Genomic DNA, 12,373 nt, shown 5'->3' on the forward strand with positions numbered 1-12,373 from the left:
CGCGGACGATCGACGGCAGGTCAGGGCGCTTCCAGCGGAGCGCTCAGTCCGCCGCGGCCGTGGCGGGGACCTTCTCCGGTGTGGCCGCCGCCTTCGCGGCCTCGGCGACGCGGTCCCGGCGCTCGCGGCGGGCCAGTACGAACCAGCCGATGGGCACACCGGCGGAGAACAGCCACCACTGGACGGCGTACGCCATATGCGGGCCGATGTCGCTGTGGTTGGGCGCGGCCACCGGCTGGGGCTGCTTGCCGCCCTTGGGGGAGGACGAGGTGAGCTCGATGTAGCCGCCGAGGACGGGCCGGGACAGCGCCTTCGCCTGCTGCTCGCTGTTGATCAGCGAGACCTGGCGGGGTGGCAGCCCCTGCTTGTCCTTGATACCGCTGTTGCCGGTGGTCTCGTCGGCCTTCAGCCGGCCGGTGACGGTGACCTTGCCGGAGGGGGCGGCGGGGACCCTGGGGAACTTGGTGAGGTCCGTGCCCGCCGGGATCCAGCCCCGGTTGACCAGCACCGCGCGGTCGTCCCGGAGCAGCATGGGGGTGAGCACGAAGTAGCCGATGGACTGCTCGTCGGAGCCGGTGCGCTGGCGGACGACGACCTCATGGGCGGTGTCATAGGTGCCGGTGGCGGTCACCGTGCGCCAGGTGTCGTCGCGGGGGACCGTACGGCCGGGGGCGGTGAACTTCTCGACGGCCACGGCCGGGGCGTCGAGGTTGTCCCCGATCAGCTGGTTCTGCGCGACCCGGTGTTCATGGCGGTGCAGCTGCCAGAAACCCAGCCTGATCATCGTCGGGATCAGGGCCAGGGCCACGAGTGTGAGGATCACCCACTGCCGGGTCAACAGGAAGCGGTACACATCGTTGACCCTACTCGGCGTGGATTGTCCCTCGGCCGCTGGGGGCGCCCCAGGACAATCCACGCAGGTGGCCGGGTTCACACATGGTCGACGATGCCCACCTTCCCTTCCGCCCGCGCGCAGTGCGCACAGCAGTAGAAGTGGCCGTCGGCCTCCACGCCCTGCCCGATGATCTGGGCCCGGCAGTGCTCGCAAATGGGCGCCATGCGGTGGATGGCGCACTGGAAACAGTCGAAGACGTGCACATTGCCCTGTGCGTGCACTTCGAATGTCATCCGGTAGTCGTTTCCGCAGACCTCACAACGTGCCATGCGCCTCAGCGTGCGGGGCCGCGCGGTGGCGGGCGAGCGGCGGGCGGGCGCGTCGCGCCGACTTCACCTGTTTGTCGGCGGCGCGGGGGTGACGTCCTGGAGGAGCTGCATGAAGGCCGCCTCGTCGATCACGGGTGTGCCGAAGGAGCGGGCCTTGGTGGTCTTGGACGTGGGCGACTCGGGATCGTTGGTGACCAGCACGCTGGTGAGCCGGGAGACGCTGGTGGCCACGTGCAGCCCGGCCTCGATGGCCCGGTCCTCCAGCAGCTCGCGGTCCACGGAGGTGTCCCCGGAGAACGCCACCCGCATGCCCTGGACCAGCTGCCCGCCCGGCTCGTAGCGCCCGGGGTTGGGGTAGGGGCAGGCGGGGCGCTTACGGCTGGGGCGCCAGGTCTGCTGGTACGACCGCTGGCGGCCGATGGCCGGTCCTTCGGACCACTCGGTGAGCGGCTGGCAGGCCAGCAGCGGCAGCCGCAGCCCGGTCTCGGCGGCCCGGTGGAGGCTGGGCCGGAAGGTCTCGGCGAGCACCCGCGCGTCGTCCAGGGCGTGGTGGGCGCGCCGCTGGACCACTCCGTAGTGCGCGGCGAGGGTCTCCAGCTTGTGGTTGGGCAGCGGCAGGCCCAGCTCCTTGGAGAGGGCGATGGTGCACAGCCGCTGCCGTACGGGCGCGGCGCCGCGGGTGCGGGCGTACTCGCGGGCGAGCATCGACCAGTCGAAGGCGGCGTTGTGCGCGACCAGGACGCGGTCGGCCAGGCGCTCGGAGAGCTCCGCGGCGATCTCGGGGAAGCGCGGGGCGCCCGCGAGCATCTCCTCGGTCAGGCCGTGGATCCACACCGGGCCCGGATCGCGCTGCGGATTGACCAGCGTGTACCAGTGGTCCTGCACCGCGCCCCGGGCGTCGAGCTGATAGACCGCCGCGGAGACGATCCGGTCGTCGCGGGCGAGGCCGGTGGTCTCCACGTCGACGACCGCGTACCCCTGCGGATAGGTGGCCGGCCAGGAGGACGGCGGGGCGAGGTGCGGGGCGGCTGCCGTGGGGTCTTCGAGCATGGTCAATGAGGATACGGGCCGTCACCGACAACCCTGACCGGCGGGCCGGTCGGGACGTCCGCCGCCCGGGGGTTGACGGGGCGTCGGGCCCGGGCGGCGGGTCAGAACCGGTACCCGGCGGGTCAGAACCGGTACCCGGCGGGTCAGAACCGGTACCCGGCGGGTCAGAGCCCGGACGCGGCGGGGTCAGAGCCTGGACAGGGCCAGCTGCAGATCGATGTCGCTGATGAGGAGGCGGCCGGCGCGCTTGTCGCCCGGGCGGTCGGGCACCGTCACCTTCACCCCGGGCGAATCCCCGGTGAGAACCGTCACCTTGGCGCCGTCGAAGCGCGGGGCCCGCTGATGGATGACGGACTTCAGGCGTTCGGCGGCCCGTTCGGCGGTCCGTTTGCCATCGGTGAGGGCGCAGATGACCCCGGATGTCTGCTTCGCGGATTTCGCCAGCTGTCCGGTGGCCGAGAGGCGCACCGGGTCCTTGGGGTTCCTCCCGCCGAAGTCGACGCGGTAGACATCGCCCAGGCAGTCGCCCAGCGCCCGGTAGTCCGGGTCGTCCGCCACGGACTTGCCCTTGGCCGGGCGCACCGCCGACAGGTCCTTACCGGCGTAGCCGAACGAGATCTCGTCCTTGGCGACCTGGAGGGTGATCCCGTCCTTCGCCCAGACCGTCTCGCCGTGCCAGGCGCGCCGGGCGAATCCGCCCGCCTTGAGCTTGGCGGTGACGCGGCCGGCGTCGAAGGAGCCCTGCCAGCGCCCGGCGTATCCATTGGTCACATCGGTGTCGATCATGGCCGGATCGAGGCCATAGGCATGGGCGTTGAAGCGGTACCCCGTCAGCAGCGGACTGCCCGCCTGGCCGACGGCGCGGAACCGCTGGGAGCCGCCCTTCTCCAGGGACCGCACCCGGGCGGCATCGAGATAGGAGACCTGGGCCCCCTGCGCGCCCGCGGTCGAGATGTGCCCCACCGCGTCCATCAGGGCTGAGGCGGAGTCATCGCCGCCCGGCCCGGAGGAGCACCCCGTGGTGAGCGCCGACAGCAGGCAGGCGAAGGCTATGCCACCGATCCGGAACCGTTCTCTGGCTCTGCGCACAGGCAGGGAGCTTAATCGGCCATGCCGCCATCGGTCATGCCGCCATCGGTCATGCCGTCCGAGGCGGGACCTGTTGTTGACGCCGCATCTACCATACTTGTTGGTAACTACCCCTAGCGGCGGCCTTACGGGCGGTTCTATGTTGCGGACATGCCGCACCTGCCCAATGCCGTGATGTGGTCGATACCGGCCTTTGTCCTGCTCGCCGTCGTGGAGATGGTGAGCTACCGCTTCCACCCCGACGACGACGCCGAGGGCTACGCGGCGAAGGACGCCGCGACCAGCGTCACCATGGGGCTCGGCAGCCTGGTCTTCGATCTGCTGTGGAAGATCCCGATTGTGGCGATCTATGCCGCCATCTACGAACTCACCCCACTGCGCGTGCCGGTGGTGTGGTGGACGCTGCCGCTGATGCTGCTCGCCCAGGACTTCTTCTACTACTGGTCGCACCGCGGGCACCATGTCATCCGCATTCTGTGGGCGTGCCATGTGGTGCACCACTCCAGCCGCAAGTTCAACTTCACCACCGCCCTGCGGCAGCCGTGGACCACCTGGACCGTCTGGCCGTTCTACGTGCCGATGATCGCGCTCGGGGTGCATCCGGCGGCGGTGGCGTTCTGCTCGTCGGTGAACCTCGTCTACCAGTTCTGGATCCACACCGAGCGGATCGGCACCCTGCCGCGCCCCATCGAGTTCCTTTTCAACACCCCCTCGCACCACCGCGTCCACCACGCCTCCCAAGGCGGCTATCTGGACCGCAACTTCGGGGGCATCCTCATCGTCTGGGACCGGCTCTTCGGGTCCTTCGTCCCCGAGACCGAGCGGCCCGTCTACGGCCTGACGAAGAACATCGACACCTACAACCCGCTGCGCGTGGCCACGCACGAGTACGCGGCCATCGCCCGCGACATCGCGGCGGCGCGGGACTGGCGCGAGCGGGCGGGCCGGGTCTTCCGGGGACCGGGCTGGCAGCCCGCGACGGTCTTGGAGGCGGGTCTCCCGGAGGCCGGTTCCCCGAAGACCGGTCCGGACGCCGGTTCTCCGAAGACGGGTCCGGAGGCCGGGCGGCCGGAGCCGGTCGGCGAGAGCGTGCGGTGACGGCCGCCGCAGGGCGCGCGACGACGGTCCTTCAGGCCCTCTTCGCGCTGCTGACCGCCGTTCACCTGGGCGCCCTGCTCATGGACGCCACCACCGTCGTCCACCTCACCAAGCCCGCCCTGATGCCCGTGCTCGCCGTATGGGCCGTGGCGCGCGGCGGGCCGTGGCCGCTCCCGGCCGCGCTGCTGTGCGGCTGCGGGGGCGATGTGCTGCTGCAGATCGGCGGCGAGACCGCGTTCCTGGCCGGAATGGGCTGCTTCGCCGCCGGGCACCTCTGCTATCTGGCGCTGTTCGCCCGCGCCGGGCGGCGCCGTACGCGGCCCTGGGCGGCCGTCGGGTACGGGGCCGCGTGGCTGGGCACGGTGGCGCTGCTGTGGCCCGGTCTCGCCCCGCATCTGCGGCTTCCTGTCGCGGGCTACAGCCTGCTGTTGACGGTCATGGCGCTGGCCGCGCTCCGGGCGGGTGTGTGGACCGGGCTCGGCGGGGCGCTGTTCATGCTCTCCGACACCCTGATCGCGGCCGGGCTCGCTGACTGGCCACGACCGCCGGTGCCCCAGTTCTGGATCATGGCCACCTACATAGCCGCCCAGTGGCTGCTGGCGGCGGGGGCGACGCGCGACACGATCCCGCGCCCCGCGCCGGAACGGGCGCTCGTCAGCCCGTGACGTCCGTAAGGCCGTGACGCGTAAGTCGTGACGCCCGTAAGGCAGCGACACCCGTCAGCCCGTGGCGTCCGTACGGCCGTGACCCCGTCAGCCCGTGGCGCCCGTAAGGCCGTGACCCCCGTCAGTCCATGACCGGCAGCCGCCTGAGCCGGACCACGCGCAGCGGGTCCGAGTGGCGGTCATGGCTCAGCTCCCAGTCCCGGGCGCGGGCTGCCTCGACCACATAGCCCGCGCCCACCCCGCGGTACTCGCGTACGGGGATGTCGTGCGGGCCCGGCGGCGGGGCCTTCTTCGCCTTCTGGGCGGCCAGTTCCTTGGCGGTCCAGGCCGCGATGCGCTTGTCGACCCGGGCCCGGTAGAAGGCCGCGTCGCCCTCGTGCCGCAGCTCCGGGAGCGTCACACACCAGGCGGGCCACACCTGCACGCTGTCCCCGAACTTGTCGATCAGGCCGAGGAACCCCTTCTCGAACCCGGGGATCACCGTAAGGATCTCGGCCACGAGCCCGAAGGCGAGGAAGCAGAGGAAGATCACCACGATCAGCACCCACCACAGCGGCAGCAGCAGCACGGTCAGCACGAACCGGATCAGCAGCGAGAAGGCCGGCCGCGGGGGCAGCGGTCCCCAGGAGTCGTCGTGGTGCACGGGAACGGGGTCCTCTCGCGGCTTCATGGGAACACACACGGGCCGCCGGGCGGCTGCTCCGCCCCGGCGGCCCGTGCATTGTGTCAGCGGGTCACTTCTCGACGGCGTCCAGGGCGTCCGCGAGCCCGGCGCCGTAGAAGCCGTTGTACCGCTTGCCGCCCTCGCACACCGCGTCGACCGTGCCGTCGCCGTCGATGTCGTACGGCGTCGGGCAGGCCAGGTCATCGGCCTCGGCCTTGAGCAGCGCCTTCACCTGCCAGGGGGAGGCGTGCGGATGAGTGCTCTTGATGAGCGCCGCGACACCGGCCACATGCGGCGAGGCCATCGACGTGCCCGCCATGTAGCCGTACTGCCCGCCCGGCAGCGTGTTGTAGATCAGGCCGCTGGTGGCCGGGGGCTCGGGCTTCTGGTAGATGGTGCTGTCGCCGCCGGGGGCCGCGATGTCGATGACCCCCAGGCCGTAGTTGGAGAACGAGGACTTGAGCCCCTTGGCGCCGGTCGAGGCGACCGTGACGACGCCCGGCAGCTGGGTCGGGATGTCCAGGCAGACGCTCGGGTCCACCTCCCGGTCACCGGGGGTGGTGTCGTTGGGGCTGGAGGGGTCGGTGATGGTGTCCGAGGTCAGGTCGTAGTTCTCGTTGCCCGCCGCGGCCACATTGACCACGCCCCGGCGCTCGGCGTACGACGAGGCCCGGCGCACCGCCTCGACCAGGGCCTTCTGGTCCGGGTCGGTGGTGCAGTTGAAGTACCACGGGTCGGTGTAATAGCTGTTGTTGGTGACGTCCACGCCGTGCTCGGCGGCCCAGATGAAACCGCAGACGACCGCCTCGGTGTAGAAGAACCCGCCCGTCGTGGACACCTTGATCCCGGAGACCTTGACGCCCGGTGCCACGCCGGTGACGCCGATGCCGTTCTTCGCGGCGGCGATCTCACCCGCCACATGCGTGCCGTGCGGGGACTCCTCGGCGCTCGGCCGCCAGGCGCCGTCGGCGGTGTCCGGCTTGCCCGTCACACAGTTGACGGACGCCTTACGGTCGAAGTTCGGGGCCAGATCGGGGTGGGTGTCGTCCACACCGGTGTCGATGACCCCGACGGTGACCTTACGGCTGCCCAGGCTCTTCTCATGCGCCTTGTCCGCCTTGATCGCCGGCAGATCCCACTGCAGCGGCTCCAGCGGGTCCTGCCCGGCCTTCGCCTTCGCCGCCACCGCCTGCCGCTGCTTCTCGCTCAGCAGCTTCGGCGTGTCGATGTCGTCGGTGGACTGGGCGGGCAGCGGGGCGGTGCGGGTGTTCCCGGCGGAGGTGACACCGCGCACCTTACGGACGGTCTTGGCGAAGTCCGGGTTGGCGGAGTGGACGACGATGACGCCGATCCGGTCGTAGGACACGACGACCGTGCCGCCGGCCTGGGCGATGGCCTTGCGGATCCGGGACGGGTCCTGCCCCGTGCGGGTGTTGACGACATAGCTCAGGGACGGACCGTCGGCCGTGGTGGCCGCGGCGGCGTGGCCGTCCCGTCCGAGCGCGGTGGCGGTGGTGGGCAGGAAGGCCAGCGCGGTGGTGAGCGCCATGGCGGCGGGTATCGCGGCGGTGCGCAGCGGCAGGGAGGTGCGGCGCGGCGTCATGGGTACTCCGGTTCTCTCGACGGTTCTCTCGAGGTGGCTGAGAAGGCTCTGGGCGGGCGGACCGGGCTGGATGGTCAGCGTTCCGGACCGGGGGCGCGGACGCGCGCTCAGCGCGCCACTCGGGGGACGTGGAGCCCCCGGGCGCGGGCGGCGGTCCGGCGGGCCGCGTCAACGGCGGCGGTCCGGCCGGGGTCATCCGCACAAGCGAATGTGCGCGCCCTCGTGGCGCGGCTCCCGCGCGCCGCCTCGATGCCCCGGGACGCCGCGGAACCGGGGCAGCGGCGGCGGGGAGTGGTGAGGGGGTGGTGCGAAGCCGACGGGCCGTCAAAAACCCGCCGTCCGGGTCTTGGAGGAGCCGATCTCAGATGAGCCATGGGGTCTCCACTTCATCCTTACGGGCCGCCCGAACGCCGTCCGCGGCTGGGCGGGTACATGACGAAGGAAGCTATCGCTGATCAAGGTCGGACATCAATGCATTCCGGAAGAAAACCCGCCACAGTACCCGGAGCCGATCCCTCCCCCGAATTCTTATCCGTCTTTCAATCAACCGGCCTCTGTCGTACGGGTCCGCGCCGCCCTACCATGCGTGATCTGGATCACTCGCCGCCGCATTCCCGTCGGACCCACTCACCAGGAGAGACCGTGGATACCGCACCGGCCAACGATCGCCCCGACGATCAGCGGCAACTTGACCGTTCTGCCTACGCCGAGGTGCAAGCGAGCGCGGAGTTCGGCGAACTGCGCGGTGCCCACCGCTCGTTCGCCTTTCCGCTCACCATCGCGTTCGTCAGCTGGTACCTGCTCTACGTGCTGCTGTCCAACTACGCGGACGGCTTCATGGGCACCAAGGTCGTGGGCCACATCAACGTGGCCCTGGTGTTCGGGCTCGCCCAGTTCCTGACCACCTTCCTCATCGCCTGGTGGTACTCCCGGCACGCCGCCGCCAAGCTGGACCCGCGCGCCCAGGCCATTAAGTCCCGCCTGGAGGAGCGCTCATGAGTACCTATCTGCTCGCTGCCGAGAGCGCCTCGGACAACCGGCCGCTGATCGTCACGCTCTTCTCGGTCTTCGTCGTGGCGACCCTGGTCATCACCGTCTGGGCGGGCCGGCAGACCAAGGACGCCACCGACTTCTATGCCGGCGGCCGCCAGTTCACCGGCTTCCAGAACGGCCTGGCCATCTCCGGCGACTACATGTCCGCCGCGTCCTTCCTCGGCATCGCCGGCGCCATCGCGCTCTCCGGCTACGACGGCTTCCTGTACTCGATCGGCTTCCTCGTCGCCTGGCTGGTGGCCCTGCTGCTGGTCGCCGAGCCGCTGCGCAACTCCGGCCGCTACACGATGGGCGACGTGCTCGCCTACCGGATGCGCCAGCGCCCGGTGCGCACCGCCGCGGGCGTCTCCACCATCGTCGTCTCGATCTTCTACCTGCTGGCGCAGATGGCGGGCGCGGGGGTGCTGGTCTCCCTGCTGCTGGGCATCACCAGCGAGGCCGGGAAGATCCTCATCGTCGTCCTCGTCGGCGTCGTGATGATGCTCTACGTCACCATCGGCGGCATGAAGGGCACCACCTGGGTGCAGATGGTCAAGGCCGTGCTGCTGATCGCGGGCACGCTGCTGATCACCTTCCTGGTGCTGCTGAAGTTCAACTTCAACATCTCCGACCTGCTGGGCGAGGCGGCCAAGAACAGCGGCATCGGAGAGTCGTTCCTGGAGCCGGGGCTGAAGTACGGGGTCAACGCCACCACCAAGCTGGACTTCATCTCGCTCGGCATCGCCCTGGTCCTGGGCACCGCGGGCCTGCCCCACATCCTCATCCGGTTCTACACCGTGCCCACGGCGCGGGCCGCCCGTAACTCGGTCAACTGGGCCATCGGCATCATCGGCCTCTTCTACCTGATGACCATCGCGCTGGGCTTCGGCGCCGCCGCGCTGCTCAAGCACGACGACATCATCGCCTCCAACAAATCGGGCAATACCGCCGCCCCGCTGCTCGCCGAGGAGATCGGCGGCGGACCGGACTCCACGGGCGGCGCCATCCTGCTCGCGGTGATCTCCGCGGTGGCGTTCGCGACGATCCTCGCCGTGGTCGCCGGACTCACCCTCGCCTCCTCGTCCTCCTTCGCCCACGACCTGTACGCCAACGTGATCCGCAAGGGCGAGGCGACGCAGAAGGAGGAGATCTCGGCGGCGCGCTGGGCCACCGTCGGCATCGGCACCGTCGCCGTCGTCCTCGGCGTCTTCGCACGAGATCTCAACGTCGCCGGACTCGTGGCACTGGCCTTCGCGGTCGCCGCGTCCGCCAACCTGCCGACCATCCTCTACAGCCTGTTCTGGAAACGCTTCACCACCCAGGGCGCGCTGTGGTCCATCTACGGCGGACTGATCTCCTCGGTCTTCCTGGTGCTCTTCTCGCCCGTCGTCTCGGGCAAGGAGACCTCGATGTTCCCGGACGTGGACTTCCACTGGTTCCCGCTGGAGAACCCGGGACTGATCTCCATCCCGCTGGGCTTCCTGCTCGGTTGGCTGGGCACCGTCGTCTCCAAGGAACAGCCCGACAAGGAGAAGTACGCCGAGCTGGAGGTGCGCTCGCTCACCGGGCACGGAGCCCACTGAGCGGTCACTCCCACCCGCGCGGCCCCTCCATGTCACACCTGTCACGTACGCTGCGAGACAATTGAGCAGTGCACGCACACCAACCGTGGAGGGGCCGCCACCATGTTGATCGACACCTATGGTCGCGTAGCCACCGACCTGCGTGTCTCCCTGACCGACCGCTGCAATCTGCGCTGCACCTACTGCATGCCCGAAGAGGGCCTGCAGTGGCTCGCCAAACCGGATCTGCTCACCGACGACGAGATAGTCCGGCTGATCCGGATCGCCGTCACCGAGCTCGGGGTCACCGAGGTCCGCTTCACCGGCGGTGAGCCACTGCTGCGCCCCGGTCTGGTCGGCATCGTGGAGCGCTGCGCGGGCCTCGACCCGCGCCCCCGGATGTCGCTGACCACCAACGGCATCGGTTTGGAGCGCACCGCCCAGGCCCTGCGCGACGCGGGCCTGGACCGGGTCAATGTCTCGCTCGACACCCTGCGTCCGGAGGTGTTCCAGGCCATCACCCGGCGCAAGCGCCATGGCGATGTGCTGCGCGGCCTCGACGCGGCGCACACCGCCGGGCTGACCCCGGTGAAGGTCAACGCCGTGCTGATGCCGGGGCTCAACGACGACGAGGCGCCAGAGCTGCTCGCCTGGGCCCTGGAAAACGGCTATGAGCTGCGCTTCATCGAGCAAATGCCGCTCGATGCGCAGCACGGCTGGAAGCGCGACGGCATGATCACCGCCGGGGACATCCTGACCAGTCTCCGCACCCGCTTCGCCCTCACCGCCGAGGGCGAGGACGAGCGCGGCTCCGCGCCCGCCGAGCGCTGGCTGGTCGACGGCGGCCCGGCCCGGGTCGGCGTCATCGCCTCGGTCACCCGCCCGTTCTGCCGCGCCTGCGACCGCACCCGGCTGACCGCCGACGGGCAGGTGCGCACCTGCCTCTTCGCGCGCGAGGAGTCCGATCTGCGCGGAGCGCTGCGCTCCGGCGCCCCGGACGAGGAGATCGCGCGGCTGTGGCGGCTGGCGATGTGGGGCAAGAAGGCCGGATCCGGGCTCGATGACCCGTCGTTCCTCCAGCCGGACCGGCCGATGTCGGCGATCGGCGGCTGATCACTGGTCTTCGGTGGCCGACCATTCCTCCAGCGTCACCACGTCCTTGAGGAAGCCCCGCACTCCGAGGAACTCCGAGAGATATTCGCGGTGTTCCTCGCAGGCGAGCCAGGTCTTGCGCCGCTCCGGGGTGTGGATCTTGGGGTTGTTCCAGGCCAGCACCCATACGGCGGGGGCGTGGCAGCCCTTGGCGGAGCAGATCACGGTGTCGGTCTCGGCGGCGGTCTCACGGGTGTTCACACCGCAGACTCTACGAAAAGCGCGCCGGACATGACGACGCCGGGCAGCCACGGGGGGAGCCGCCCGGCGTCGGTCCGTCGCTCCGACGGGGGATGCGGAGCGCGTACGCAGTATGTCACGAGGGATGGGGCCCGGTGCACCGGTACTGCACTATTGATCTGAGGTTTTCTTGAGCTTACGGAAACGTGGCAGGTCAGCCACGCTCACCGCGTCCAGGCTCGCTGATATGTCCGACGTCCTCCGGGACGGATTCCGCCCCATCGGGATCGCTCGGCTCCTCTCCGCGCCCGGCGATCAGCATCGGACGGGGCGGGGTCGGGATGAAGGTGGTGGGCAGCGAAGTGACGTTCTCCCGGCCCGCGTTGGCTATCACGACCGCGATGTAGGGCAGCACCGCGCCGAGCACCAGAGCCACGATCGCCACATGGCGCTCCACGTTCCACAACACCGCCGCCAGCACGACCGCGAGGGTCCGGACCGACATCGAGATCACATAGCGGCGCTGCCGGCCGCGTACGTCGTCGGCCAGCCCCTGTCGCGCTCCGGTGATTCGGAAGACCTCCGCATCGCCGTGCTTCCGCATCACGTTCCACCACCTGATCACCGAGCGGGCTTACCCCGCTCTGGGACGTACTCAACGTTACGCCGCGCCTGCTGTCGGTTCGAGACCGGGGCACCCTGATGGGTGCCGTCTCCGGCTACGCCAGAGGGCGTATCGGCTCTCCGGCGTGCGCCGTACCCGAAGTGGTCGAACACTGGGAGGGATGTGCATCCCCTCGCCGCGTGTCAGGGAGGCGACATGAACTGGCTATGGGCGATCGTCGTGGGCCTGATCCTGGGTGTGATCGCCAGGGCGATCCTGCCCGGCAAACAGGCCATTCCGCTGTGGCTGACCTGCGTCTACGGCATCCTCGGCGGCATGCTGGGGAACGCGGTGGCCGGCTGGATCGGGGTCAGGACCACCGGCGGCTTCGACTGGATCCGGCATCTGCTGCAGCTGGGGTTTGCGGTGGCGATCGTGGCCATGGGCACCCCGCTGTGGCACTCCATCCGCGGTGGCGGACGCAGACGTAGTACGACCTGAGGGGCGCGG

14 protein-coding genes are annotated in these 12,373 nt (G+C 70.0%); 6 read left to right on the forward strand and 8 right to left on the reverse strand.

Annotated elements, in window-relative coordinates:
* Window positions 1-43: 43 nt before the first annotated feature.
* From JK364_RS25655 to JK364_RS25670, 4 genes are all read right to left on the reverse strand, one after another.
* Window positions 44-853, reverse strand: coding sequence for an SURF1 family cytochrome oxidase biogenesis protein (locus tag JK364_RS25655; protein ID WP_201853611.1), 810 nt, complete (start codon window positions 851-853; stop codon window positions 44-46).
* Between the two features lie 77 nt (window positions 854-930).
* Window positions 931-1,164, reverse strand: coding sequence for a metallothionein (locus JK364_RS25660; protein ID WP_201853613.1), 234 nt, complete (start codon window positions 1,162-1,164; stop codon window positions 931-933).
* A gap of 63 nt (window positions 1,165-1,227) precedes the next feature.
* A complete protein-coding gene (locus tag JK364_RS25665) occupies window positions 1,228-2,214 on the reverse strand; it encodes a DEDDh family exonuclease (RefSeq protein ID WP_044577378.1) in 987 nt (328 codons plus the stop codon).
* A 186-nt stretch (window positions 2,215-2,400) separates the two neighbouring features.
* Entirely contained in the window at window positions 2,401-3,303 is a 903-nt protein-coding gene (locus JK364_RS25670) for a hypothetical protein (RefSeq protein ID WP_201853614.1), read from the reverse strand.
* Between the two features lie 150 nt (window positions 3,304-3,453).
* Here JK364_RS25670 and JK364_RS25675 point away from each other — a divergent pair, with 150 nt between their 5' ends.
* On the forward strand, window positions 3,454-4,401 hold the full coding sequence (locus tag JK364_RS25675) for a sterol desaturase family protein (RefSeq protein WP_201853616.1): 948 nt from the start codon (window positions 3,454-3,456) through the stop codon (window positions 4,399-4,401).
* On the forward strand, window positions 4,398-5,066 hold the full coding sequence (locus tag JK364_RS25680) for a lysoplasmalogenase (protein WP_307841381.1): 669 nt from the start codon (window positions 4,398-4,400) through the stop codon (window positions 5,064-5,066). Before JK364_RS25675 ends, JK364_RS25680 begins: the two co-directional genes overlap by 4 nt.
* Before the next feature lie 121 nt (window positions 5,067-5,187).
* Here JK364_RS25680 and JK364_RS25685 read toward each other — a convergent pair whose 3' ends face one another.
* Complete coding sequence (locus tag JK364_RS25685) at window positions 5,188-5,736, reverse strand: hypothetical protein (RefSeq protein ID WP_230992453.1); 549 nt, start codon at window positions 5,734-5,736, stop codon at window positions 5,188-5,190.
* Between the two features lie 64 nt (window positions 5,737-5,800).
* Complete coding sequence (locus JK364_RS25690; protein WP_230992454.1) at window positions 5,801-7,333, reverse strand: S8 family peptidase; 1,533 nt, start codon at window positions 7,331-7,333, stop codon at window positions 5,801-5,803.
* Between the two features lie 642 nt (window positions 7,334-7,975).
* Here JK364_RS25690 and JK364_RS25695 point away from each other — a divergent pair.
* The 3 genes from JK364_RS25695 to moaA all read left to right on the forward strand — a co-directional run bounded on the left by JK364_RS25695 (window position 7,976) and on the right by moaA (window position 11,040).
* A complete protein-coding gene (locus JK364_RS25695; protein ID WP_051572843.1) occupies window positions 7,976-8,332 on the forward strand; it encodes a DUF485 domain-containing protein in 357 nt (118 codons plus the stop codon).
* Window positions 8,329-9,948: a monocarboxylic acid transporter gene (locus JK364_RS25700; protein ID WP_044577384.1), complete on the forward strand. Its 1,620-nt coding sequence runs from the start codon at window positions 8,329-8,331 to the stop codon at window positions 9,946-9,948. Before JK364_RS25695 ends, JK364_RS25700 begins: the two co-directional genes overlap by 4 nt.
* A gap of 102 nt (window positions 9,949-10,050) precedes the next feature.
* Window positions 10,051-11,040 (forward strand): GTP 3',8-cyclase MoaA, encoded by a 990-nt coding sequence (gene moaA, locus JK364_RS25705; protein ID WP_201853618.1) that lies wholly within the window; start codon window positions 10,051-10,053, stop codon window positions 11,038-11,040.
* On the opposite strand, the gene JK364_RS25710 is transcribed toward moaA, so the two are convergent.
* Window positions 11,041-11,280, reverse strand: a complete 240-nt coding sequence (locus JK364_RS25710) for a hypothetical protein (RefSeq protein ID WP_201853620.1) — start codon at window positions 11,278-11,280, stop codon at window positions 11,041-11,043.
* A 193-nt stretch (window positions 11,281-11,473) separates the two neighbouring features.
* Entirely contained in the window at window positions 11,474-11,863 is a 390-nt protein-coding gene (locus JK364_RS25715) for a DUF3099 domain-containing protein (protein ID WP_201853699.1), read from the reverse strand.
* 216 nt (window positions 11,864-12,079) lie between these two features.
* Here JK364_RS25715 and JK364_RS25720 point away from each other — a divergent pair, with 216 nt between their 5' ends.
* Entirely contained in the window at window positions 12,080-12,364 is a 285-nt protein-coding gene (locus tag JK364_RS25720; protein WP_201853622.1) for a GlsB/YeaQ/YmgE family stress response membrane protein, read from the forward strand.
* Window positions 12,365-12,373: the final 9 nt, after the last annotated feature.

Source organism: Streptomyces endocoffeicus (assembly GCF_016741935.1).
Taxonomy (GTDB): Bacteria; Actinomycetota; Actinomycetes; order Streptomycetales; family Streptomycetaceae; genus Streptomyces; species Streptomyces endocoffeicus.

What these genes read in the sequence shown, in the direction of transcription:
- JK364_RS25660 (WP_201853613.1), bottom strand. Translation starts at nt 1,164, where the DNA reads ATGGCACGTTGTGAGGTCTGCGGAAACGACTACCGGATGACATTCGAA.
- JK364_RS25665 (WP_044577378.1), bottom strand. Translation starts at nt 2,214, where the DNA reads ATGCTCGAAGACCCCACGGCAGCCGCCCCGCACCTCGCCCCGCCGTCC.
- JK364_RS25675 (WP_201853616.1), top strand. Translation starts at nt 3,454, where the DNA reads ATGCCGCACCTGCCCAATGCCGTGATGTGGTCGATACCGGCCTTTGTC.
- JK364_RS25685 (WP_230992453.1), bottom strand. Translation starts at nt 5,736, where the DNA reads ATGAAGCCGCGAGAGGACCCCGTTCCCGTGCACCACGACGACTCCTGG.
- JK364_RS25690 (WP_230992454.1), bottom strand. Translation starts at nt 7,333, where the DNA reads ATGACGCCGCGCCGCACCTCCCTGCCGCTGCGCACCGCCGCGATACCC.
- JK364_RS25700 (WP_044577384.1), top strand. Translation starts at nt 8,329, where the DNA reads ATGAGTACCTATCTGCTCGCTGCCGAGAGCGCCTCGGACAACCGGCCG.
- moaA (WP_201853618.1), top strand. Translation starts at nt 10,051, where the DNA reads ATGTTGATCGACACCTATGGTCGCGTAGCCACCGACCTGCGTGTCTCC.
- JK364_RS25715 (WP_201853699.1), bottom strand. Translation starts at nt 11,863, where the DNA reads ATGCGGAAGCACGGCGATGCGGAGGTCTTCCGAATCACCGGAGCGCGA.
- JK364_RS25720 (WP_201853622.1), top strand. Translation starts at nt 12,080, where the DNA reads ATGAACTGGCTATGGGCGATCGTCGTGGGCCTGATCCTGGGTGTGATC.